The organism is Mycobacterium kyogaense (genome assembly GCF_036946525.1).
In the GTDB taxonomy this organism is placed as follows: Bacteria; Actinomycetota; Actinomycetes; order Mycobacteriales; family Mycobacteriaceae; genus Mycobacterium; species Mycobacterium kyogaense_A.
Genome location: NZ_JAQIIY010000037.1, coordinates 39381 through 60769, shown reverse-complemented (window position 1 = coordinate 60769; position 21389 = coordinate 39381). Strand labels below are relative to the sequence as shown.

Below are 21389 nucleotides of genomic sequence, written 5' to 3'. Positions count from 1 at the left end.
GATCGTGAGTTGGGCACGTTGCGCCCCAGGAAGATGCTGGGGCGCAACGTGTCAGAGATCAGGCGTCAGCGCGGACTTGCCGTGCGGCTTCGACCATATTGCGCAGCGCGGCTTCGACCTCATCGGTCTTGCGGGTCTTCAGGCCGCAGTCGGGGTTGACCCACAACCGATCCGGACCCACGGCTGACAACGCCGCACGCAAGCCCTCGGCGATCTCGCCGGCGTCGGGCACCCGAGGGGAGTGGATGTCGTAGACCCCCGGACCGATGCTGTTCGCGAAGCCCGCCGCCGTGAGATCGCCGACAATCTCCATGTGGGAGCGGGCGGCTTCTACCGACGTGACATCGGCGTCCAAGTCGGCGATCGCGCCGATCACCTCACCGAACTCCGAGTAGCACAGGTGCGTGTGAATCTGGGTGGAATCAGCGACACCCGAGGTCGACAACCGGAACGCAGACACCGCCCAGTCCAGGTATGCCTCTTTGTCCTTGCGTCGCAACGGAAGCAACTCGCGCAGCGCCGGCTCGTCGACCTGGATGATGGCGATACCGGCGGCTTCCAGGTCCACTGTCTCGTCCCGGATGGCCAGTGCCACCTGATTCGCAGAATCGGCGAGCGGCTGATCGTCGCGGACGAACGACCACGCAAGGATCGTCACCGGACCGGTCAGCATGCCCTTGACCGGTTTGTCGGTCAGGGACTGGGCGTAGGTTGCCCAGTCCACGGTCATCGGATTGGGCCGGGCGACATCGCCGTACAGGATCGGTGGCCGCACGCACCGGGTGCCGTAGGACTGTACCCAGCCGTTGGCCGTGGCGAAGAATCCGTCGAGCTGCTCGGCGAAGTACTGCACCATGTCGTTGCGTTCCGGCTCGCCGTGCACCAGCACGTCGATGCCGAGTCGCTCCTGCAGTCGAATCACCGACTCCACTTCGGCTTTCATTCGGGTGGTGTATTCGGTCTCGTCGATGTCACCGGCCACCAGGGCGGCGCGGGCCTTTCGGATTTCGACGGTCTGTGGGTATGACCCGATAGTCGTGGTCGGCAGCGTGGGTAGGTTGAGTCGCGCATCCTGGCGTTTGCGGCGATCCGATGCGGCGCCACGGCTGTGACCGGAGGCGAGGATCGTGGCCAACCGTTCCCGGACATCGTTGTTCTTCAGGCGCGGGTCCGATTTCCGCGACTCCACTGCGGCGTTGGACGCCGCCACCTCACCGGCAATTGCGTCCCTGCCGTATTCGAGGCCCTTCGCCAGTGCAACGACCTCCGCGACTTTCTCGACACCGAAAGCCAGCCAACTCCGCAGCACCGGATCGATGTCGGACTCCGCGTCGAGCGTGTAGGGAACATGCAGCGTCGAGCACGATGTCGACACCGCCAAACGACCCGCCGAGCCCAGCAGCGATGCCAACGTTGCCAGCGCCGACTGGAGATCAGTTCTCCAGATATTGCGCCCATCAACGATTCCCGCGACGACGACCTTGTCCGCAAGTTCAGGCACGGCCGCGACAGCGGAGGCGGAGCCTGCTACCAGGTCGACGCCGATCGCCTCGACGGGAGCCGCGGCCAGCGCCGGCAGAGCGTTGGCGAGTTCGCCGAAGTAGGTCGCCACGACGACGGCCGGGCGGTGTGAGAGGTCGCCGAGTACACCATAGGTGTGGCGGGCGAGATCGGCGGCGTTGTCGAGTACGTCGGTGGCCAGGATCGGCTCGTCGATCTGCACCCACTCCGCGCCGTGGTTCGCCAACGTCGCGAGCAGGGTCGCATACACCGGGATCAGGTCGTCCAGACGACCGATCGGCGCCGCGGCGCCGTCGACTGCCTTCGACAGTGCGAGGAACGTGATGGGCCCGATGATGACCGGCCGGGCCGCGATGCCGAGCTTCTGCGCTTCCTCCACCTCGGCGACGACTTTCGCGGGATCGAGAGCGAACTTCGTCGCGGGTCCGATCTCGGGAACGATGTAGTGGTAGTTGGTGTCGAACCATTTGGTCATTTCCAGCGGCGCGATCTCTGCGGTACCTCTCGCGGCCGCGAAGTAGCGGTCCAACTCGTCGCCGACCGCGTTGTACCGGGCGGGTACGGCGCCCACGAGTACCGCGGTGTCCAGCATCTGGTCGTAATACGAGAACGTGTTGACTGGAATCGAATCCAGGCCGGCTGAAGTCAATTGGTTCCACGTCTGCGTGCGCAGGTCCGCGGCGACGGACTCGAGTTGGGCTTTGTCGAGTCGACCGGCCCAGTAACCCTCGATGGCACGTTTGAGTTCCCGGCTGGGGCCGATACGTGGCGACCCCAACACTGTTGCGGAGAAAGGTGAAGCAGTACGAGACACAGACAGCGTCCTTCGAACGGCGGAATGCTCATCGCCATAGGACGTCTACCAAATGCGGTCGCCGACGACCGCAGGTGGACTCCGCCCATTCCACGAGGCGATGTGCCGCTGGGTGCGGCGCACCCAGCACGACTGGCAGGTCTTCGGACTCGCAGGCGCGCACCTTTCGGTGCTCCTAATAGCCGTCGCTTCCCAGTCGTGATGACCAGTGCCGTTGACGGCGGTCGTTCCTGCATACCGCTGCGGGACAGTCCCGGATTCTCACCGGGTTCCCTCTCACGTTCACATCTAGCTCAGCATGTGCCGTTCGACGTGGCGACCAAGCGGCCGCCACAGAACCAGTTGCGCTGATGAGACTACTCTTCGGCCAACTGCGCACAAGAACTGCCGGGGTACGGGCCGGATACGCGGCTGGATCAAGTCTGCGCAGCTGCACCCGCGGTGCCGGTGCTGCGGGATCCCGCAGCGACCTGTCCGACGAGCTGACGTCAGGACGTCGAGCCCGAACCGGTTCCGGCGCGGTTGAACTGACCGGGTCCGGTCACCGACGGATCCCAGGGTCCGCTCGACGAGGGGCCCGAGGTCGGCGACCAGTCGCAGCCATTGGCCCCCCAGGCGAACGGTCCCCAGCAGCCGGGGTCCCACGGCTGCTGGGCCACGGCGTGTTCAGTTGCCGAGGCGGTCGACAGCGCCGCACCGATCGTGAGCGCAGCAAGCGCCGCGGTGATGAGAACCCGTGCCGACATGGTCATCCCTTTCCGAATGCGTGCTCTCATTGCACCCCGTCGCGGCCACTCGCGCTAGAGGCTTCTGCTCTCCGTTCGGCGTTTCCGCCATCCGACGAGGACGTCGAGCAGAACGAAACCGGCCAGGGTCCAGCCCAGCAGGGGGAGGAACCATCCCACCGCGACCGCGCCGACCACCACGAGCGCAGCGACCGAGGGACCCACCGAGCGCAGACCGCCCCGGGCGGGTGGCCGCCCGAGCGCCCACGCCGACCCGCGAGTTGGCCTGCGCTGCCACCACATTCGGTAGCCACGCACGATGACCGTCAGCAGACCTGCCGCGACGGCCAGCAACAGGAGCTGGTTGAGCAGGCCGAACAGGAAGCCCATGTGCGCCCGGATTCCCCAGTCGGCGAGCTTGGCCATCGTCGAGTAGTCCCGCCAGTAGTCGACGACGCCGGCGATCGAGAGGTCACCGGGGTTCACCGCGGCCACATTCGTGGTGAGGCGGAAGGGTGCGTCGATCTCCGAGACGATGGCGGCCTGACCCGGCTCGGCGGGCATCGTGATCTCGACGGGAGCGTGCACACCGTGCGCTGCCGCGGCAGCCACGAGCCCGGAGTAGTCGACCGTGCCGGCATCTGCCGTCGCACCGGCGTGATGCGCGGCGTGCGGATCGAGCGACTCCGTGTTCACCTGTGGCCGTTGCCAATTGAATGCCGATCGGATCTCGGTGACGTGCGCGCCGGCGTAGGTGGACCAGGTGATGCCGGTGGCGGACAGGAACAGCAGCCCGGCCAGGAGCCAGATGCCGGTCGCCCCATGCCAGTTCATCGTGCGTGTCCGTCCGGTGGCACTCCGGTCCACGCTGACGATGCGGCCGCGGCGCCCGCGGCGGCGGTCCCGGGTGGCCTTGCTCACCCACAGTGCGGTACCGCCGAGTGCGACCACCCACAGCCAGGAGGCGGCGATCTCGCTGTAGATCCGGCCGGGTTCGCCGAGGTTCAGATGGCGGTGCAGGCCGTCGAGCCAGGTGCTGACGGGTAGATATCCCAACCACGTGTTCTCCTCGCCGAGGATCCGGCCGGTGCCCGGGTCGACGAACACCGTGCGTGAGTGATCCTGCGGCAGTGCCGGATCGGCGAACGAGACGCGGGTGGTGTCACCCATCGAGGGTGCTGGGCGGATGGAGCTGACCTGCAGATCCGGGTGGTCGGCGCGGGCGCGCTGCACCTGCTCGTCGAGGGGGATGGGAGGCCGGGCATCGACGGACAGCAGGTCGCGATAGACGACGCCCTCGATGCTCGGAGCCAGGGCGTAGAGGGCGCCGGTGAGCGCGGCGACGATCAGGAACGGCCCGACGAGAACGCCCGCATAGAAGTGCAGGCGCACGAGGAGGGGCCGCCCATCGCGTCGATGAGGAGGTGACGGGACGGCGGGGGACAGGGGTTCGACGGTGTCGTCGGACAAAGTCATGACAGAGCTTTCGGAATGAGCGCGCGGACGCGCGGGAGACGAACACATGGCCGCGCCGGTGATCGGGGCGCAGCAGGCAAACGAGCGCAGCACACGCTGCGCGTCGATGACGGAAGTGAGGGGGCCGCTAGCAGGCCGGCGAGAGCACCGGCGGGGCCCTCATGCCCGTCCCGCCGATCGGAACCGGACGAGGCCGAGCCGTCGTCACGCGATAGCGAGTGCGGGGTGCCGACGGTCGCAGTGCGCGTCGTGCGAACAGGCGCACCCAGCACAGGACGGAAACACATACGGCGTAGAGGAATTCGACGGAGGTGATCGCGGCGGCCAGCAGCAGGGCAGCGCCGAGATGCGCGGCGGCCATCGACCAACCGAGTCCGCCGCCGTGGCGGTGTGCCGCCATCGTCATCGCGAGGTGACCCGACAGTTGCGCACCGCACAGGGCCGCCGCGGTCACGGCGTACGACGCGCGGTTAGACCGGAGGCAGGTGGCGAGAGCGCCGGCGGTCACGCAGATCAGCAGGACGACGACCAACGCGGGACCCCGCGGCACTCCGCCGCCACCGGCGGCGTGCGCTCCCGTCGTCATCATGGCCGAGGTGACCCCGACGAGCGCGCCACGCAGCTGGCGCGCACGCGCTGCGGGCCTGGTCATGCCACGCACCCTATCGCGGGCTAGGAACCGGTGTAGCTCTCCGGATCCGGCCGGAACCGGGTGCCGTCGTCGAGTCCGTTCAACGAGGCCATCTGCTCGTCGGTGAGCTCGAACCCGAACACGTCGAAGTTGGATTCGATGCGCTCGGGCGACGACGAGCGAGGGATGACGACGTTGCCCAGCTGGATGCTCCAGCGGATCAGCACCTGGGCCGGTGTCCGGCCGTGGGTTTCGGCGACCGCCGCTACCGCGGGGTGCTCCAGGAGCCGGCCGACGCCGAGCGGCCCGTAGGCCTCGGTCGCGATGCCGTGCTCGGCGTTGACCGCGCGCAACTCGGCCTGGTTGAGCAGCGGATGCAACTCGATCTGATTCACCGCCGGGGTGAAGAAGGACAGGCTGATGATGTCGTCGAGGTGATGCGCGTGGAAGTTGCACACGCCGATCGACCGGGTGTCGCCGACCTCTTTGGCCTTCATCAGGCCACCCCAGCTGTCGACGTACTTGCCCTCGTCACCGGCAGGCCAGTGGAGCAGGTAGAGGTCGACGTAATCGAGCCCGAGCCGCGCCAGGCTGGCCTTGAGCGTGTCCTGCGACGACTGGAAGCCGAAGTGCTCGGGGGACAGCTTGGTGGTGACGAACACCTCGTCGCGCGGAACGCCGGAGGCAGCGATCGCGCGACCGACCGCCTCCTCGTTGCCGTACGCCGCCGCGGTGTCGATGAGGCGGTAGCCGGCGTCGAGCGCGGTGCGAACGGAGCGTTCGGTCTCGGAATCCGTCAGCTCGCCCACACCGAGCCCGATGACCGGCATCGTGTTGTCGTCGTTGAGCGTGACGGTGGGGATTGCGGCCGCCGAAGTCATGTCACCTTCTCTGCTGAAGTGGTGGGCAAGCGATGCGTGATGCCTGACTATATTGCCGCAGTATTACCCCGCATAATCAGCGCCATGCCGTACGGCCTGCGCTCATCGGGTTCCGCCGGCGAAAGGGCCACCGCATGACCGAGACGCTCACCACGACCGCAGAGCCGCGCGCCCGCCGTCGCCGCTTCGATACCCATGTGGCCGCCAACGCGATCGCGGGTCTGACCCTTCGCGCCCTGCCCCGCGTCCCGGAACCCGTGAAGCGAGCGATGCTGGGTGGGCGATCGATCGTCCTCGACGGCAACACCCTGGACACCACCCTGCAGTTGATGCTGGCCGGGCAGAAAGCCCTTGGCCTCGATGGCCTGGTCAATGGAGACGACGTCGCCGCGGCCCGGGCCCAGCTCGAACTTCTGTCCGCCAGTTTCGCGCGCCGCATCCCGGTGACCCAGGTGCGCGATCTGACGATCAGCGGCGCGGTCGGGCCGATCCGCGCCCGTCACTACCGCACCGCCGAGCCCGACGCCCCGCTCCTGGTCTTCTTCCACGGCGGCGGCCACGCCATCGGCAGCCTGGACACTCACGACGACCTGTGCCGGGAGATCTGCAGGTCCGGAGCGGTCCACGTGCTGTCGGTGGACTATCGGCTGGCGCCGGAACACCCGGCGCCCTCCGGAGCCGACGACGCGTACGCGGCATACCTGTGGGCCCGAGACCACGCCGCAGAACTCGGCGCCGATCCGAAGCGGGTCGCCGTGGGAGGCGACAGTGCAGGGGGCAACTTGTCGGCGGTGGTCGCTCTGCGCGCCCGCGCCGATGACGCGCCGCAGCCCGCTCTGCAGGTGCTGCTCTATCCCGTCACCGACCACGGTGCCCAGACCCGGTCGCGGACCCTGTTCTCCAACGGGTTCTTCCTCACCCAGCGCGACATGGACTGGTTCACCGCCCGGTTCCTCGACGGTGCGTCGGTCGGCGGAGACCACCCTGATGTGTCCCCGCTGCTCGCCGCCGACCACTCCGGGCTCGCTCCCGCGCTCATCGCAACGGCCGGCTTCGATCCGCTGCGCGACGAGGGCCGGCTCTATGCCGACACTCTGCGGGTGGCCGGCACCCCGGTCGACTACCGCGAGTACGGCGCCGTCGTGCACGGGTTCGCGAACTTCTTCACACTCGGCGGGGCCAGCGCCACGGCCACCGCCGATGTGATCTCGGCGATGCGGGCACATCTGAGTCGCGTCTGATGTCGCGTCTGATGAGGCCACCGCCCCGTCCATCGAGCCGCCGGTAGTCTGTCCACGTGGCGACGAAACCCAAGAAGAACGCGCGGTACGACCTGAAGGCGGCCGATCGCAAGCGCAACCTGTTCGTGCAGATCGGTCTGACCTCGGTCGTCGTCATCTTCGCGGTCGTCTTGGTGCTCTACATCGTGATGTCCGCCGACGACCAGCCCACCGCCGGCGAGGCGCAGTCCATCCGGGTGGCGTCGGCGAGCGTCATCAAGAAAGAGGGCACCGACGAGCCGAAGGCCGTGGTGTCGATGTACGAAGACTTCCTCTGCCCGCACTGCGGCGCATTCGAGCAGCAGTTCGGTCCGACGATCAACAAGCTCGTCGACGCCGGCGTGATCGCCGCCGACTACTACATGGTCAGCATTCTCGACCGGCCGCAGAACCAGAACTACTCCTCACGCTCCGGTGGGGCCGCGTACTGCGTGGCCGCGGAGTCCAACGACGCCTTCCGCAGATTCCATGCCGCGCTGTACGCCCAGCAGCCCAGCGAGACCGGGTCGAGCTACCCCGACAACGCCCGCCTCACCGAGGTGGCCCGGCAGGCCGGCGCGGCGGGCACCGTTCCCGAGTGCATCAGCAAGGGTCGCTTCGTCGACATGGTGAAGGGGTTGGCGGGCGCCACCAACATCAAGGCCACGCCGACCGTCCGGATCAACGGCGAGGACTACCAGTACAGCACCCCTGACGAGCTGATCACGAAGCTGCGCACCATCGTCGGTGACGTCCCCGGCCTGGCAGCGGCACCGCCCGCGCCCGCCCCGGCCCCCGCGTCATGACCGTCACCGCGGCAGGACCCGTCGACCGAGCCGAACCGTCGTCGGACGGCGGGACGGGTGGTGTCGCGGTATCGCGCCTCAGCGCGTGGTGGGTCCTCATCGCCGGTGTCATCGGGCTCGCGTCCGCGCTGACGCTGACGATCGAGAAGATCGAGATCCTGATCAACCCGGACTACGTGCCGTCCTGCAGCATCAATCCGGTCCTGTCCTGCGGTTCTGTGATGATCACCCCGCAGGCCTCGGTGTTCGGATTCCCCAACCCTCTGCTCGGCATCGTCGGTTTCACCGTGGTCGTGGTGACCGGTGTGCTGGCCGTCGCCCGGGTGGCGCTGCCTCGCTGGTACTGGGCGGGGCTGGCCGTCGGCGCTGCGCTGGGCACGGTGTTCGTGCACTGGTTGATCTTCCAGAGCCTCTACCGCATCGGGGCCCTGTGCCCGTACTGCATGGTGGTCTGGAGCGTGACGATCCCTCTTCTCGTGGTCGCCACCTCGATCGCCCTGGCGCCGCAGCGCAGCGACAACGCGGTGGTGCGGGGCATCTACACCTGGCGCTGGTCGCTGGTGGCCCTGTGGTTCACCGCGGTCGTGCTGTTGATCCTGGAACGGTTCTGGAACTACTGGTCGACACTGATCTGACCTGCACCAGAGCGGGTTAAGGTGAACCGTGCCCGGCCAGATAACCAAAGTCCTCGTCGCCAACCGTGGTGAGATCGCCATTCGGGCGTTCCGTGCCGCCTACGAGATGGGCATCGCCACGGTGGCGGTGTATCCGTACGAAGACCGCAATTCCCTGCACCGGCTCAAGGCCGACGAGTCCTATCAGATCGGGGATACCGGGCACCCCGTGCGGGCCTATCTCTCGGTCGACGAGATCATGCGGGTCGCGCAGGAGGCCGGCGCCGACGCGGTCTACCCCGGGTACGGATTCCTCTCGGAGAACCCCGAACTGGCCGCAGCGTGTGCGGCCGCAGGCATCACCTTCGTCGGGCCCAGTGCCGACGTCCTCGAGCTGACCGGCAACAAGGCACGGGCCATCGAAGCCGCGCGGGCCGCCGGTCTGCCGGTGCTGTCGTCGTCCGCGCCCTCGTCGTCGGTCGACGAGTTGGTGGCCGCTGCGCGCGACATGGAGTTCCCGCTCTTCGTGAAGGCCGTCTCGGGTGGCGGCGGCCGCGGCATGCGGCGGGTCACCGAGTTCGACACGCTGGCCGAAGCGGTCGACGCCGCCAGCCGCGAAGCCGAGTCGGCGTTCGGCGATCCGACGGTGTACCTGGAGCAGGCGGTGCTCAATCCCCGCCACATCGAGGTGCAGATCCTCGCCGACAATGACGGCAACGTCATGCATCTGTTCGAGCGGGACTGCAGCGTGCAGCGTCGCCACCAGAAGGTGATCGAGCTGGCGCCGGCCCCGAACATGCCGGCCGAGCTGCGGCAGCGTATCTGCGACGACGCAGTCGCGTTCGCCCGAGGAATCGGATATTCGTGTGCGGGCACCGTGGAGTTCCTACTCGACGAGCGCGGCCATCACGTGTTCATCGAGTGCAATCCGCGAATCCAGGTAGAGCACACGGTGACCGAGGAGATCACCGACGTGGACCTGGTGGCCAGCCAGCTGCGCATCGCCTCCGGCATGTCCCTCGCCGATCTCGGGCTGAGCCAGGACATGCTCACCGCGCCTCGCGGTTTCGCGATGCAGTGCCGGATCACCACCGAGGATCCCGCCAACGGCTTCCGGCCCGACACGGGCCGCATCACGGCCTACCGGTCGCCCGGCGGTGCGGGCATCCGCCTCGACGGCGGGGCCGTGCTCGGCGCCGAGATCGGCGCCCACTTCGACTCAATGCTGGTCAAATTGACCTGTCGCGGAAGGGATTTCGACACCGCGGTGGCCCGTGCTCACCGCGCACTCGCCGAGTTCCGCGTGCGCGGGGTGTCGACCAACATTCCGTTCCTGCAGGCTGTGGTCGACGATCCCGATTTCCGTGCCGGCCGCGTCACGACCTCGTTCATCGACGAACGGCCCTATCTGCTCACCGCACGTGCTCCCGCCGATCGCGGCACCAAGATCCTCAACTATCTGGCCGACGTCACGGTCAACCAGCCCCACGGGCCGCGGACGTCGTCGGTGTATCCGAACGACAAGCTGCCGTCCATCGACCTCGACACGATGCCGCCACGGGGCAGCAAGCACCTGCTGACCGAAGTCGGGCCCGAGGGGTTCGCGCGGTGGATGCGCGAGTCGAAGTCGGTCGGCATCACCGACACCACGTTCCGCGACGCGCACCAGTCGTTGCTCGCCACCCGCATCCGCACCTCCGGCCTGCTCATGGTGGCGCCCTACATCGCGCGGCTGACCCCGCAGCTGCTCTCGATCGAATGCTGGGGCGGCGCCACCTACGACGTGGCGCTGCGATTCCTGAAAGAAGATCCTTGGGAGCGGCTGGCGGCCCTGCGCGAAGCGGTGCCGAACATCTGCCTGCAGATGCTGCTGCGCGGCCGGAACACGGTGGGATACACCCCCTATCCGGAGTCGGTGACGCACGCCTTCGTGCAGGAGGCGACCGCAACGGGCATCGACATCTACCGGATCTTCGACGCTCTGAACAACGTCGACTCGATGCGACCGGCCATCGACGCGGTGCGCGAAACGGGTACCGCCGTCGCAGAAGTCGCGATGAGCTACACCGGCGACCTGTCCGACCCGGGGGAGAACTTCTACACGCTGGACTACTACCTCAAGCTCGCCGAGCAGATCGTCGACGCCGGTGCGCACGTGCTCGCGATCAAGGACATGGCCGGACTGCTACGGCCGCAGGCGGCCTCGATGTTGGTCCGTGCCCTGCGCAGTCGCTTCGACCTGCCGGTGCACGTGCACACCCATGACACGCCCGGTGGACAGCTGGCCACCTACCTCGCCGCATGGCAGGCGGGCGCCAGCGCGGTCGACGGCGCCTCGGCGCCGCTGGCGGGCACCACCAGTCAGCCGGCCCTGAGCTCGATCGTGGCGGCGACCGCACACACCGAGTACGACAGCGGACTCTCACTCGCGGCGGTCTGTGAGCTGGAGCCCTACTGGGAGGCGCTGCGAAAGGTCTACTCGCCGTTCGACGTCGCCAAGGCCGGGCCGACGACGCCGACGGGGCGGGTGTACACCCACGAGATCCCCGGCGGTCAGCTCTCGAACCTGCGCCAGCAGGCCACCGCGCTGGGTCTGGGCGATCGCTTCGAGGAGATCGAGGCCGCATACGCCGGTGCCGACCGGATCCTGGGGCGGCTGGTGAAGGTGACGCCGTCGTCGAAGGTGGTCGGCGATCTCGCCCTGGCGCTCGTGGGTGCCGGTGTGACGGCCGACGAATTCGCCGCCGAGCCCGACCGTTTCGACATCCCCGACTCCGTCATCGGCTTCTTGCGCGGTGAGCTCGGCGACCCCCCGGGCGGTTGGCCGGAGCCATTGCGCACCAAGGCCCTGGCCGGACGCGCCGCCGCCAAGCCGGCCGAAGAACTCAGCGCCGAGGACGAGAAAGCGCTCGGTCAGGAGGGCTCGGAGCGGCAGGCGACTCTGAACCGGTTGTTGTTCCCCGGCCCCACAAAGGAATTCGAGGCGCACCGCGAGCAGTTCGGTGACACGTCCAGCCTGTCGGCCAATCAGTTCTTCTACGGACTGCGCCACGGTGACGAGCACCGCGTCACGCTCGAGCGCGGGGTGCAGCTGCTCATCGGGCTCGAGGCGATCTCCGATCCCGACGAGCGCGGAATGCGCACCGTCATGTGCATCATCAACGGTCAGCTGCGTCCCGTCGTCGTCCGCGACCGCAGCGTGGCCAGCGATGTCCCCGCGGCGGAGAAGGCGGATCGCACCAACCCCGACCATGTCGCGGCCCCGTTCGCGGGCGTGGTGACCGTCGGTGTGGCCGAGGGAGACGCCGTCGAGGCCGGCCAGACGATCGCGACGATCGAGGCGATGAAGATGGAGGCCGCGATCACCGCGCCCAAGGCTGGAACCGTTGCGCGCGTTGCTGTTTCGGCCACCGCGCAGGTCGAGGGCGGTGACCTGCTCGTGGTCGTCGGATCGGCGGGTCGCGGGAACACCGAGGAAGCCAGCTGACCCGGATCATCGCCGGCGCATACGGCGGGCGCCGAATCGCTGTGCCGCAACAGAAGTCGGGCCGCGGGACGCGGCCGACCACCGACCGTGTGCGGGAGTCGTTGTTCAACGTGCTCGCCGCGCGTCTGGATTTCGAGGGGCTGGACGTCCTCGACCTGTTCGCGGGTTCGGGCGCCCTGGGGCTCGAAGCGCTCTCGCGCGGGGCGCGCTCGGCGGTGTTCGTCGAATCGGACGCCCGTGCGGTCGCGGCCATCGAGCAGAACATCGCCACGCTGGGGGCGCGGGGAGCGCAGGTGCGGCGCGCGCCGGTCGCCACTGTGGTGGCGGCTCCTGCCCCACGGCCCGTCGACCTGGTGCTGGCCGACCCGCCCTACGAGGTGTCGACCGCCACGGTGGCGGCGCTGCTCTCCGACCTGCTCTCCCACGGCTGGACGGCTCCCGGTGCGGTCGCCGTGGTCGAACGTCCCACCGGTGCGGCCGAAATCGTCTGGCCCGCCGGATGGTCGGCTGATTCGCCGCGCCGCTACGGCGACACCCGTCTGGAAATCGGCACGGCGGACTGACATCGGCCGCGGCTGGACATGCCATGCCCCTGCTAGCGTCGTCGTCCATGAGCGGAGCTGTCTGCCCCGGGTCTTTCGATCCCGTCACGCTGGGTCACGTCGACATCTTCGAACGCGCCGCCGCCCAATTCGACGAGGTCGTCGTCGCGGTTCTGGTGAACCCGGCGAAGAAGGGCATGTTCGCCGTCGAGGAACGCATCGAGATGATCGCCGAATCGACGTCGCATCTGCCGAATCTGCGCGTGGAGTCAGGGAGCGGCCTGGTGGTCGACTTCGTCAAGGACCGTGGGTTGACCGCGATCGTGAAAGGTCTGCGCACGGGCACCGACTTCGAATACGAGCTGCAGATGGCGCAGATGAACAAGCACGTCGCCGGGGTCGACACGTTCTTCGTGGCCACGACGCCGCGGTACTCGTTCGTGTCGTCGTCGCTGGCCAAAGAGGTCGCCCAACTGGGCGGCGACGTCTCCGATCTGCTGCCCGAGGCCGTGAACACCCGATTGCAGGCAAAACTGCGCGGTTGAGGCCGAGCCCGCCGGGTAGGGAGAGCGCAGGCGCGACAGCCCGCGCGCCCCATCCCGATGACGGAGGTATCTGCCGTGGTTGAGACATTCGTGCAATCGACCGACGACGTCGTGGCGTTCCTGCGCGACCAGCACAATCTGATCAAGGACTTGTTCGAGGAGGTGCTGCACGCCTCGGGATCGAAGGCCCGCGAGACGGCGTTCGTCGAACTGCGCCAGCTCCTCGCCGTGCACGAGACCGCTGAGGAGATGGTCGTTCACCCACGCGCCCGCAATGACGGAGCGGCTGGGGACGCGGTCGTCGACGCGCGGCTGCGCGAGGAGCACGACGCCAAGCAGCAGCTGTCGAAGCTGGAGTCGCTCGACATCGCCTCCGACGAGTTCATCACCGAACTGACCGCGTTCCGCGAGGCCGTGCTCGAGCACGCCGAGCGTGAGGAGACCGAAGAGTTCACCACGCTCCGGCGTGATCTCGACGAGGACGAGCTCAAAAGCCTCGCGGCCGCGGTGCGCGCCGCCGAGGCGATCGCGCCGACGCGCCCGCACCCGGGTGTCGAGTCGGCCAAGCTCAACTTCGCGGTAGGTCCGTTCGCCTCGATGCTCGACCGCGCCAGGGACGCGATCGGCGCCGCGCTGCGCTGATTCGACGACGAGGCTGATTCGACGACGACACACCGAACGCGAAAGCCGAGTCACAGGCGTAACACCAGGCACACTGGTCACTAACAACTACGCCTGGAGGGTGTCGCCGTGTACCGAGTTTTTGAAGCGCTCGATGAATTGGGTGCCATCGTCGAAGAGGCCCGCGGCGTGCCGATGACGGCCGGCTGCGTCGTGCCCCGCGGGGACGTGCTGGAACTGATCGACGACATCAAGGACGCCATCCCCGGCGAACTCGACGACGCGCAGGACGTGCTCGATGCCCGTGACGCGATGCTGCGAGAAGCCAAGGACCATGCCGAGTCGACGGTGTCGACGGCCAACGCCGAGGCCGATTCGATGGTCAACCATGCCCGCGCCGAGGCCGACCGGTTGCTGGCTGATGCCAAAGCGCAAGCCGACCGGATGGTCGCCGAGGCGCGCCAGCACAGCGAGCGCATGGTCGCCGAGGCCCGCGAGGAAGCCGCCCGCATCTCGGCCACCGCCAAGCGCGAGTACGAGGCGAGCACCGGTCGGGCCAAGTCGGAGGCCGACCGCCTGCTCGAGAGCGGCAACATGGCCTACGAGAAGGCCGTCCAGGAAGGCATCAAGGAACAGCAACGGCTGGTCAGCCAGACCGAGATCGTCGCAACGGCCACCGCGGAAGCCACCCGGATGATCGACTCCGCCCATGCCGAGGCCGACCGGCTGCGCGGCGAATGCGACATCTACGTCGACAGCAAGCTCGCCGAGTTCGAGGACTTCCTCAACGGCACCATCCGATCGGTCGGCCGCGGCCGGCATCAGCTGCGCACCGCCGCCGGGACGCACGACTACGTATCCCGCTAACCCGTCGTCCGCCCGCCGTCGCGGCATACACCTGTATTGCGGTTCGGCGGCGCGTCTACGATGCAGGCATGGCGACGCGCGTTGACACCGCGGCGCGCCGGGGATCGCGGTCGCCGTTGGTCATCGACATCTCCCGGCTCGGCCGGCGGCCCGGCTCGATGATCACCGTCGACGACACGGTGTCCAGCCCCTTTCGTATCGGGCTGGACCTGATCGCGATCCCCGAGGGCGCGCCCCTGCACCTGCAGCTCCGGCTAGAGTCGGTGTCCGAAGGCGTGCTGGTCACCGGCACGGTCTCTGGGCCCACCGAGGGGGAGTGTGCCCGCTGTCTGATACCGGTCACCGGCGATGTCGCAATCGACCTGACCGAGTTGTACGCCTATCCCGACAGCACCACCGAGGCCACCACTGAGGAGGACGAGATCCCCAGGGTCGGCCGCGACGGCGGCACCGACACCGTCGACCTCGAGCAGCCGATCATCGACGCGGTGGGGCTCGCGCTGCCGTTCTCCCCGGCCTGCACCCCCGACTGTGCCGGCCTCTGTCCGGAATGCGGGGTCAGGGTTTCCGACGCCGAACCCGGGCACCACCACGACCAGATCGACCCGCGGTGGGCCAAACTCGCCCAGTTCCGCAAGCCGACCGGAGACGAGCAGTGACGGTCGACCGCGAACCACTGCTCGAAGCCCTCGGCGTGCGGCTGGCCCCGGATCTGCTCACCGTCGCGCTGACCCACCGCAGCTACTCCTACGAGAACGGCGGCCTGCCGACCAACGAACGACTGGAGTTCCTCGGCGACTCCGTGCTCGGCCTCACCATCACCGAGGAGCTCTACCACCGCCACCCCGAACGGTCCGAAGGCGACCTTGCCAAGTTGCGGGCGAGCATCGTCAACACCCAGGCGCTCGCCGATGTCGGCCGCCGACTCTCGGACAAGGGCCTGGGAAATTATCTGCTGCTCGGCAAGGGTGAAGAGAACTCGGGTGGTGCGGACAAGTCCAGCATCCTCGCCGATGGTGTCGAATCTCTGCTGGGCGCCATCTATCTCGAGCACGGTGCGGTGGTCGCCCGTGAGGCGATCCTGCGGCTGTTCAGTGAATTACTGGACACGGCACCGACTTTGGGTGCCGGCCTGGACTGGAAGAGCAGCCTGCAGGAGCTCACGGCGGCCCGAGGGCTCGGAGCGCCGGCCTACGTCGTGTCATCCACCGGGCCCGACCACGACAAAGAGTTCACCGCCACGGTCGTGATCGCCGGCAAGGAATACGGCACCGGAATCGGCAAGACGAAAAAAGAAGCCGAGCTCAAAGCCGCTGCCGCTGCATGGAACGCGCTGACCGAAGAGCGGAATGCCTGAACTTCCCGAGGTCGAGGTGGTCCGTCGCGGTTTGGCCGCGCACGTCACCGGCAAGACCCTCACCGGCGTGCGCGTGCACCATCCGCGTGCGGTGCGCCGCCACGAGGCCGGCCCGGCCGACCTGACCGCACGCCTGCTCGACATGACGATCACTGGCACCGGCCGGCGGGGAAAGTACCTGTGGCTCACACTCTCTGACGGCTCGGCGGTCGTCGTGCACCTCGGCATGAGTGGTCAGATGCTGCTGGGCCCGGTGCCCAACGAGAACCATCTGCGCATCGCCGCGCTACTCGACGACGGGACCACGCTGAGCTTCGTCGACCAGCGCACGTTCGGCGGATGGATGCTCGCCGACATGGTGACCGTCGACGGGACGGAGGTGCCCGTACCTGTCGCGCACATCGCGCGGGACCCGCTCGACCCGGACTTCGATCGCGACGGTGTGGTTGCGGTGTTGCGGCGCAAGCATTCCGAGATCAAACGGCAACTGCTCGATCAGACAGTGGTGTCGGGGATCGGCAACATCTACGCCGACGAAGCCCTGTGGCGGGCGAAGGTCAACGGGGCCCGGCTGGCGTCCGGCCTGCCGAAGGCCAAGCTGGCCGAGGTGCTCGACGCTGCCACGGCAGTGATGACCGATGCGCTGGGCCAGGGCGGCACCTCGTTCGACTCGCTCTATGTGAACGTCAACGGGGAGTCGGGGTACTTCGACCGGTCTCTGGACGCGTACGGCCGAGATGGTGAGCCGTGCCGGCGGTGCGGGGCGATCATGCGGCGGGAGAAGTTCATGAACCGCTCCTCGTGCTACTGCCCGCGGTGTCAACCGCGCCCGCGCACCCGCTGACGCTGTTCTGCGCCGTTGAGAAGGCATGGCTGCTCCGGGCCGCCGGGAGCGACCAGGAATGCTCTTCCGCGCGGGGTTGTAGAAATAGGGCATGACAGAACTGTGGGTGGAGCGCACCGGCGTGCGGCGCTACACGGGTCGCAGCACGCGCGGCGCGGAAGTCTTCGTCGGCTCCGAGGACGTCGACGGCGTCTTCACACCGGGCGAATTGATGAAGATCGCGCTGGCGGCCTGCAGCGGAATGTCCAGTGACCAGCCGCTGCGGCGCCGGCTGGGTGACGACTACCGCACCACGATCCGGGTGGCCGGAGCGGCCGACCGCGACCAGGAGCGGTACCCGCACCTCGCGGAGTCGCTCGAGATCGACCTCTCCACTCTGTCGCCCGAGGAGAAAGCCCGGCTGCTCACCGTCGTCGAGCGGGCCATCGATTCGGTGTGCACAGTGGGACGCACGTTGAAATCCGGGACTGACGTGACATTTGAGGTGAAAGATGTTGGAGGAGAGTGAGGTCCGCCTCACCGCCTGGGTGCACGGTCACGTCCAGGGGGTGGGTTTCCGCTGGTGGACGCGCTCACGCGCGCTCGAACTGGGGCTGACCGGCTACGCCGCGAACAAGGCCGACGGACGCGTCCACGTGGTCGCACAGGGCTCGCGGGAAGCCTGCGAAAAGCTCCTTGACCTGCTCGAACACGGTGACACGCCCGGGCACGTCGACACCGTCGTCACCGAATGGTCTGCGGCGTCCGACGCGCTCCCCGGCTTCACCGAGCGCTGAGGTCAGCGACGGTAGGGTAACGCGTCATGCACTTGAAGAGTCTGACGCTGAAGGGCTTCAAGTCCTTCGCCTCGCCGACGACTCTTCGCTTCGAGCCGGGCATCACGTGCGTCGTGGGCCCCAACGGGTCGGGCAAGTCCAACGTCGTCGACGCGCTGACCTGGGTGATGGGCGAGCAGGGCGCCAAGACGCTGCGCGGCGGCAAGATGGAAGACGTCATCTTCGCCGGCACGTCGTCGCGGGCGCCCCTCGGGCGCGCCGAGGTGACGCTGACGATCGACAACTCCGACAACGCGCTGCCGATCGAGTACTCCGAGGTGTCGATCACCCGCCGGATGTTCCGCGACGGCGCGGGTGAATACGAGATCAACGGCAGCCGTTGCCGTTTGACCGATGTGCAGGAACTGCTCAGCGACTCCGGCATCGGCCGCGAGATGCACGTGATCGTCGGCCAGGGCAAGCTCTCGGAGATCCTCGAATCGCGGCCCGAGGACCGCCGGGCGTTCATCGAGGAAGCCGCCGGGGTCCTCAAGCACCGCAAGCGCCGGGAAAAAGCAGTCCGCAAGCTCGACTCGATGGCGGCTAACCTGGCCCGGCTCACCGACCTCACCACCGAACTGCGTCGCCAACTCAAACCGCTCGGCCGCCAAGCCGAGATGGCCCGGCGCGCGCAGACCATCCAGGCCGACCTGCGCGATGCCCGGCTCCGGCTGGCCGCCGACGACCTGGTCGCCCGCAAGTCAGAGTTCGACGACACCAACCAGGCCGAGACGACGCTGCGCCGCGAATACGACGAACTCAGCGCGCGCTTGCAGACCCGCACCCTCGAACTGGACGCCCACGAGAGCGCGGTGGCCGACCTCAGCGAGCGTGCCGACAGTGCTCAGCAGCGGTGGTTCCGGCTCTCGGCGCTCGCCGAGCGGGTGGCCGCCACGGTGCGCATCGCAGGCGAACGCGCCCAGTACCTCGACGCCGAACCCGAGCGGTCCAGCGGGCCGGACCCCGACGAGCTCGAGGCGCAGGCCGACGAGATCGCGGAGCAGGAGAGGGCCCTGCTCGAGCAGCTGGAGGAATCACGCGAACGGCTGGACGGCGCCCGTGCCGAGCTCGCTGAGCGCGAACGCGTCGCCGCCGACGCCGAGCGCGCCCACATGGCGGCAGCGCGCGCCGAAGCCGACCGCCGCGAGGGTCTCGCGCGGCTCGCCGGCCAGGTCGACACCATGCGCACCCGCGTCGAGTCCGTCGACGAGACCGTCGCGCGCCTCAGTGCCGGCATCGACGAGGCTGCCACCCGAGCGCAGCAGGCCCAGGCTGAGTTCGAGACGGTGCAAGCCCGCGTCAGTGAACTCGACGCCGGCGAGGTCGGCCTCGACGAACACCACGACAGGACCGTGACCGCACTGCGGCTCGCTGACGAGCGTGTCGCCGAACTGCAGACCGCGGAGCGGGCCGCCGAACGTCTGGTCGCCTCCCTGCAGGCGCGCATCGATGCGCTCTCCGTCGGGCTCGATCGCAAGGACGGAGCCGCCTGGTTGCAGCAGAACCACAGCGGCACTGGGCTTTTGGGCTCTCTGGCCGCGATGGTCAAGGTGGCGCCCGGTCACGAGTCGGCGATCGCCGCCGTGCTCGGTGCGGCGGCCGACGCCCTCGCGGTCGACGGGATCGGCAGCGCGGCAGATGCGTTGCGCGCCCTGAAGGACTCCGACGGCGGCCGGGCGGCGCTGGTGCTGGGCGACTGGCCGCAGCCGGCGGGAGGCGTGCCCGGATCACTGCCTGCCGGCGCGGTGTGGGCTCGTGACGTGGTGGAGCCCGCGCCTCGCCTGCACGGTGCGGTCACGGCGATGCTCGCCGGGGTCGCGGTGGTCGACGATCTGCGTACGGCGCTGGACGTCGTTGCCGCACAACCAGATCTGCGCGCCGTGACCGCCGACGGCGACCTCGTGGGGGCGGGCTGGGTGAGTGGCGGGTCGGACCGCAAACCCAGCACGCTGGAAATCCAGTCAGAGGTCGACAAGGCGCGCGCCGAACTCGTCGACGCCGAACGGCAGGTCGCCGAACTGTCCGCAGCGCTGTCCGGGGCGCTCGCCGAGCAGGCCAGCCGCCAGGATGCGGCCGAACAGGCGCTCGCCGCGCTCAACGAGTCGGACACCGCGATCTCCGCCATCTACGAGCAGCTCGGGCGGCTCGGGCAGGAAGCCCGCACCGCCGACGACGAATGGCAGCGGCTGATCACCCAGCGCGACGAGCTGGAGGCCGGGCGTACTCGCACCATCGCTGAACTGAGCGAGCTCGAGGCTCGGCTGCACCACGCCCAGCAGGAGCCGATGTTCGACGCCGAGCCCGTCGACCGCCAGGAATGGACGGCCGCGGCCGAGGCCGCGCGGGCCGCGGAGGTGGAAGCCCGTCTCGCGGTCCGCACCGCCGAGGAACGCGCCAATGCTGTTCGCGGACGGGCGGATTCGCTCCGTCGGGCAGCCACCGCCGAGCGGGAGGCCCGCGTGCGCGCTCAGCATGCGCGCGAGGCGCGGGTACGTACTGCCGCCGTGGCGGCTGCGGTCGCCGAGTCGGGCCGACTGGTCGCGGCACGGCTGAGTAGCGCTGTGGGCGTGGCCTCGCGGGTGCGTGACGAGATCGCCGCCGAACGCCAGGTCCGCGCTGCCGCGCTGGGCAAGGCTCGCGAAGAGGTCTCCGAACTCACCGCCCGGATCGCCGCGCTGACCGACGCACTGCACCGCGACGAGGTCGCCAAGGCGCAGGCGGCCCTGCGCATCGAGCAGCTCGAGTCGCAGGTCCTCGAACAGTTCGGGATGGCGGCGGCCGATCTGGTCGCCGAGTACGGACCCGATGTGGCGCTGCCGCCCACCGAGCTCGAGATGGCCGAGTACGAGCAGGCACGCGAGCGCGGCGAGCAGGTCACTGCGCCGGCGCCGATGCCGTACGACCGGCCCACCCAGCAGCGGCGTGCCAAGAGAGCCGAACGCGAGCTGGCCGAACTGGGCCGGGTGAACCCGCTGGCGCTCGAGGAGTTCGCCGCACTGGAGGAGCGCTACAACTTCCTGTCCACTCAGCTCGAGGACGTCAAAGCCGCTCGCAAGGATCTGCTCGATGTGGTCGCCGAAGTCGACGCCCGCATCCTGCAGGTGTTCACCGAGGCCTACATGGACGTGGAACGCGAGTTCACGGGGGTGTTCTCGACGCTGTTCCCGGGCGGTGAAGGCCGCCTGCTGCTCACCGATCCCAGCGACATGCTGACCACCGGTATCGAGGTGGAAGCCCGGCCGCCGGGCAAGAAGATCAAGCGTCTCTCACTGCTCTCGGGTGGTGAGAAGTCGCTGACCGCGGTCGCGATGCTGGTGGCCATCTTCCGGGCCCGACCGTCACCGTTCTACGTGATGGACGAGGTGGAGGCCGCGCTCGACGACGTCAACCTGCGTCGGTTGATCAGTCTGTTCGAGCAGCTGCGTGAGCGCTCCCAGCTGATCGTCATCACCCACCAGAAGCCGACGATGGAGGTCGCCGACGCGCTCTACGGCGTCACGATGCGCGGCGACGGCATCACCACGGTCATCTCGCAGCGGATGCGAGGACAGGAGCTGGTCACCAGCCCGTCGTGAGGCTGTCCT

Annotated in this window: 19 protein-coding genes and 1 riboswitch; of the genes, 14 read left to right on the top strand and 5 right to left on the bottom strand. The window is 68.4% G+C overall.

Annotated features, from left to right (window positions below):
* Nucleotides 1–58: 58 nt before the first annotated feature.
* The 5 genes from metE to PGN37_RS25335 all read right to left on the bottom strand — a co-directional run bounded on the left by metE (nt 59) and on the right by PGN37_RS25335 (nt 6048).
* Nucleotides 59–2335, bottom strand: coding sequence for a 5-methyltetrahydropteroyltriglutamate--homocysteine S-methyltransferase (gene metE / locus PGN37_RS25355; protein WP_335333736.1), 2277 nt, complete (start codon nt 2333–2335; stop codon nt 59–61).
* A gap of 117 nt (nt 2336–2452) precedes the next feature.
* A riboswitch (cobalamin riboswitch) is annotated at nt 2453–2674 on the bottom strand.
* 149 nt (nt 2675–2823) lie between these two features.
* The gene (locus PGN37_RS25350; protein ID WP_335333735.1) at nt 2824–3081 is read right to left on the bottom strand and encodes a hypothetical protein; all 258 of its coding nucleotides are present in this window, start codon (nt 3079–3081) and stop codon (nt 2824–2826) included.
* Between the two features lie 54 nt (nt 3082–3135).
* The gene (locus PGN37_RS25345; RefSeq protein ID WP_335333734.1) at nt 3136–4536 is read right to left on the bottom strand and encodes a PepSY-associated TM helix domain-containing protein; all 1401 of its coding nucleotides are present in this window, start codon (nt 4534–4536) and stop codon (nt 3136–3138) included.
* 127 nt (nt 4537–4663) lie between these two features.
* Nucleotides 4664–5188: a hypothetical protein gene (locus tag PGN37_RS25340; protein WP_335333733.1), complete on the bottom strand. Its 525-nt coding sequence runs from the start codon at nt 5186–5188 to the stop codon at nt 4664–4666.
* Nucleotides 5189–5208: 20 nt separating this feature from the next.
* Nucleotides 5209–6048: an aldo/keto reductase gene (locus tag PGN37_RS25335; RefSeq protein WP_335333732.1), complete on the bottom strand. Its 840-nt coding sequence runs from the start codon at nt 6046–6048 to the stop codon at nt 5209–5211.
* Between the two features lie 134 nt (nt 6049–6182).
* On the opposite strand from PGN37_RS25335, the gene PGN37_RS25330 reads away from it, so the two are divergent.
* The 14 genes from PGN37_RS25330 to smc all read left to right on the top strand — a co-directional run bounded on the left by PGN37_RS25330 (nt 6183) and on the right by smc (nt 21380).
* Entirely contained in the window at nt 6183–7289 is a 1107-nt protein-coding gene (locus PGN37_RS25330) for an alpha/beta hydrolase (protein WP_335333731.1), read from the top strand.
* A 56-nt stretch (nt 7290–7345) separates the two neighbouring features.
* Nucleotides 7346–8113, top strand: a complete 768-nt coding sequence (locus PGN37_RS25325) for a DsbA family protein (RefSeq protein ID WP_335333730.1) — start codon at nt 7346–7348, stop codon at nt 8111–8113.
* Entirely contained in the window at nt 8110–8748 is a 639-nt protein-coding gene (locus tag PGN37_RS25320; protein ID WP_335333729.1) for a vitamin K epoxide reductase family protein, read from the top strand. Before PGN37_RS25325 ends, PGN37_RS25320 begins: the two co-directional genes overlap by 4 nt.
* 40 nt (nt 8749–8788) lie before the next feature.
* Nucleotides 8789–12214, top strand: a complete 3426-nt coding sequence (locus tag PGN37_RS25315; RefSeq protein ID WP_335333774.1) for a pyruvate carboxylase — start codon at nt 8789–8791, stop codon at nt 12212–12214.
* Nucleotides 12211–12777 (top strand): 16S rRNA (guanine(966)-N(2))-methyltransferase RsmD, encoded by a 567-nt coding sequence (gene rsmD / locus PGN37_RS25310; RefSeq protein ID WP_335333773.1) that lies wholly within the window; start codon nt 12211–12213, stop codon nt 12775–12777. The genes PGN37_RS25315 and rsmD overlap by 4 nt, the downstream gene beginning before the upstream one ends.
* 47 nt (nt 12778–12824) lie before the next feature.
* Complete coding sequence (gene coaD / locus PGN37_RS25305) at nt 12825–13301, top strand: pantetheine-phosphate adenylyltransferase (RefSeq protein WP_335333728.1); 477 nt, start codon at nt 12825–12827, stop codon at nt 13299–13301.
* 75 nt (nt 13302–13376) lie between these two features.
* On the top strand, nt 13377–13943 hold the full coding sequence (locus PGN37_RS25300) for a hemerythrin domain-containing protein (RefSeq protein ID WP_335333727.1): 567 nt from the start codon (nt 13377–13379) through the stop codon (nt 13941–13943).
* A 108-nt stretch (nt 13944–14051) separates the two neighbouring features.
* Complete coding sequence (gene sepIVA / locus PGN37_RS25295) at nt 14052–14789, top strand: cell division protein SepIVA (protein ID WP_335333726.1); 738 nt, start codon at nt 14052–14054, stop codon at nt 14787–14789.
* Nucleotides 14790–14857: 68 nt separating this feature from the next.
* Complete coding sequence (locus PGN37_RS25290) at nt 14858–15448, top strand: YceD family protein (RefSeq protein WP_335333725.1); 591 nt, start codon at nt 14858–14860, stop codon at nt 15446–15448.
* Nucleotides 15445–16146 (top strand): ribonuclease III, encoded by a 702-nt coding sequence (gene rnc, locus PGN37_RS25285; protein ID WP_335333724.1) that lies wholly within the window; start codon nt 15445–15447, stop codon nt 16144–16146. The genes PGN37_RS25290 and rnc overlap by 4 nt, the downstream gene beginning before the upstream one ends.
* Nucleotides 16139–16990 carry a bifunctional DNA-formamidopyrimidine glycosylase/DNA-(apurinic or apyrimidinic site) lyase gene (mutM, locus tag PGN37_RS25280; protein WP_335333723.1) on the top strand — a complete coding sequence of 284 codons (852 nt, stop codon included), beginning with the start codon at nt 16139–16141 and terminating at the stop codon, nt 16988–16990. The genes rnc and mutM overlap by 8 nt, the downstream gene beginning before the upstream one ends.
* Before the next feature lie 91 nt (nt 16991–17081).
* Nucleotides 17082–17498, top strand: a complete 417-nt coding sequence (locus PGN37_RS25275) for an OsmC family protein (protein ID WP_335333722.1) — start codon at nt 17082–17084, stop codon at nt 17496–17498.
* Nucleotides 17482–17766, top strand: a complete 285-nt coding sequence (locus PGN37_RS25270) for an acylphosphatase (protein WP_335333721.1) — start codon at nt 17482–17484, stop codon at nt 17764–17766. The genes PGN37_RS25275 and PGN37_RS25270 overlap by 17 nt, the downstream gene beginning before the upstream one ends.
* Before the next feature lie 26 nt (nt 17767–17792).
* A complete protein-coding gene (gene smc, locus PGN37_RS25265) occupies nt 17793–21380 on the top strand; it encodes a chromosome segregation protein SMC (RefSeq protein WP_335333720.1) in 3588 nt (1195 codons plus the stop codon).
* Nucleotides 21381–21389: the final 9 nt, after the last annotated feature.

What these genes read in the sequence shown, in the direction of transcription:
- PGN37_RS25350 (WP_335333735.1), bottom strand. Translation starts at nt 3,081, where the DNA reads ATGTCGGCACGGGTTCTCATCACCGCGGCGCTTGCTGCGCTCACGATC.
- PGN37_RS25345 (WP_335333734.1), bottom strand. Translation starts at nt 4,536, where the DNA reads ATGACTTTGTCCGACGACACCGTCGAACCCCTGTCCCCCGCCGTCCCG.
- PGN37_RS25340 (WP_335333733.1), bottom strand. Translation starts at nt 5,188, where the DNA reads ATGACCAGGCCCGCAGCGCGTGCGCGCCAGCTGCGTGGCGCGCTCGTC.
- PGN37_RS25335 (WP_335333732.1), bottom strand. Translation starts at nt 6,048, where the DNA reads ATGACTTCGGCGGCCGCAATCCCCACCGTCACGCTCAACGACGACAAC.
- PGN37_RS25330 (WP_335333731.1), top strand. Translation starts at nt 6,183, where the DNA reads ATGACCGAGACGCTCACCACGACCGCAGAGCCGCGCGCCCGCCGTCGC.
- PGN37_RS25320 (WP_335333729.1), top strand. Translation starts at nt 8,110, where the DNA reads ATGACCGTCACCGCGGCAGGACCCGTCGACCGAGCCGAACCGTCGTCG.
- coaD (WP_335333728.1), top strand. Translation starts at nt 12,825, where the DNA reads ATGAGCGGAGCTGTCTGCCCCGGGTCTTTCGATCCCGTCACGCTGGGT.
- PGN37_RS25290 (WP_335333725.1), top strand. Translation starts at nt 14,858, where the DNA reads ATGGCGACGCGCGTTGACACCGCGGCGCGCCGGGGATCGCGGTCGCCG.
- mutM (WP_335333723.1), top strand. Translation starts at nt 16,139, where the DNA reads ATGCCTGAACTTCCCGAGGTCGAGGTGGTCCGTCGCGGTTTGGCCGCG.
- PGN37_RS25275 (WP_335333722.1), top strand. Translation starts at nt 17,082, where the DNA reads ATGACAGAACTGTGGGTGGAGCGCACCGGCGTGCGGCGCTACACGGGT.
- PGN37_RS25270 (WP_335333721.1), top strand. Translation starts at nt 17,482, where the DNA reads ATGTTGGAGGAGAGTGAGGTCCGCCTCACCGCCTGGGTGCACGGTCAC.
- smc (WP_335333720.1), top strand. Translation starts at nt 17,793, where the DNA reads ATGCACTTGAAGAGTCTGACGCTGAAGGGCTTCAAGTCCTTCGCCTCG.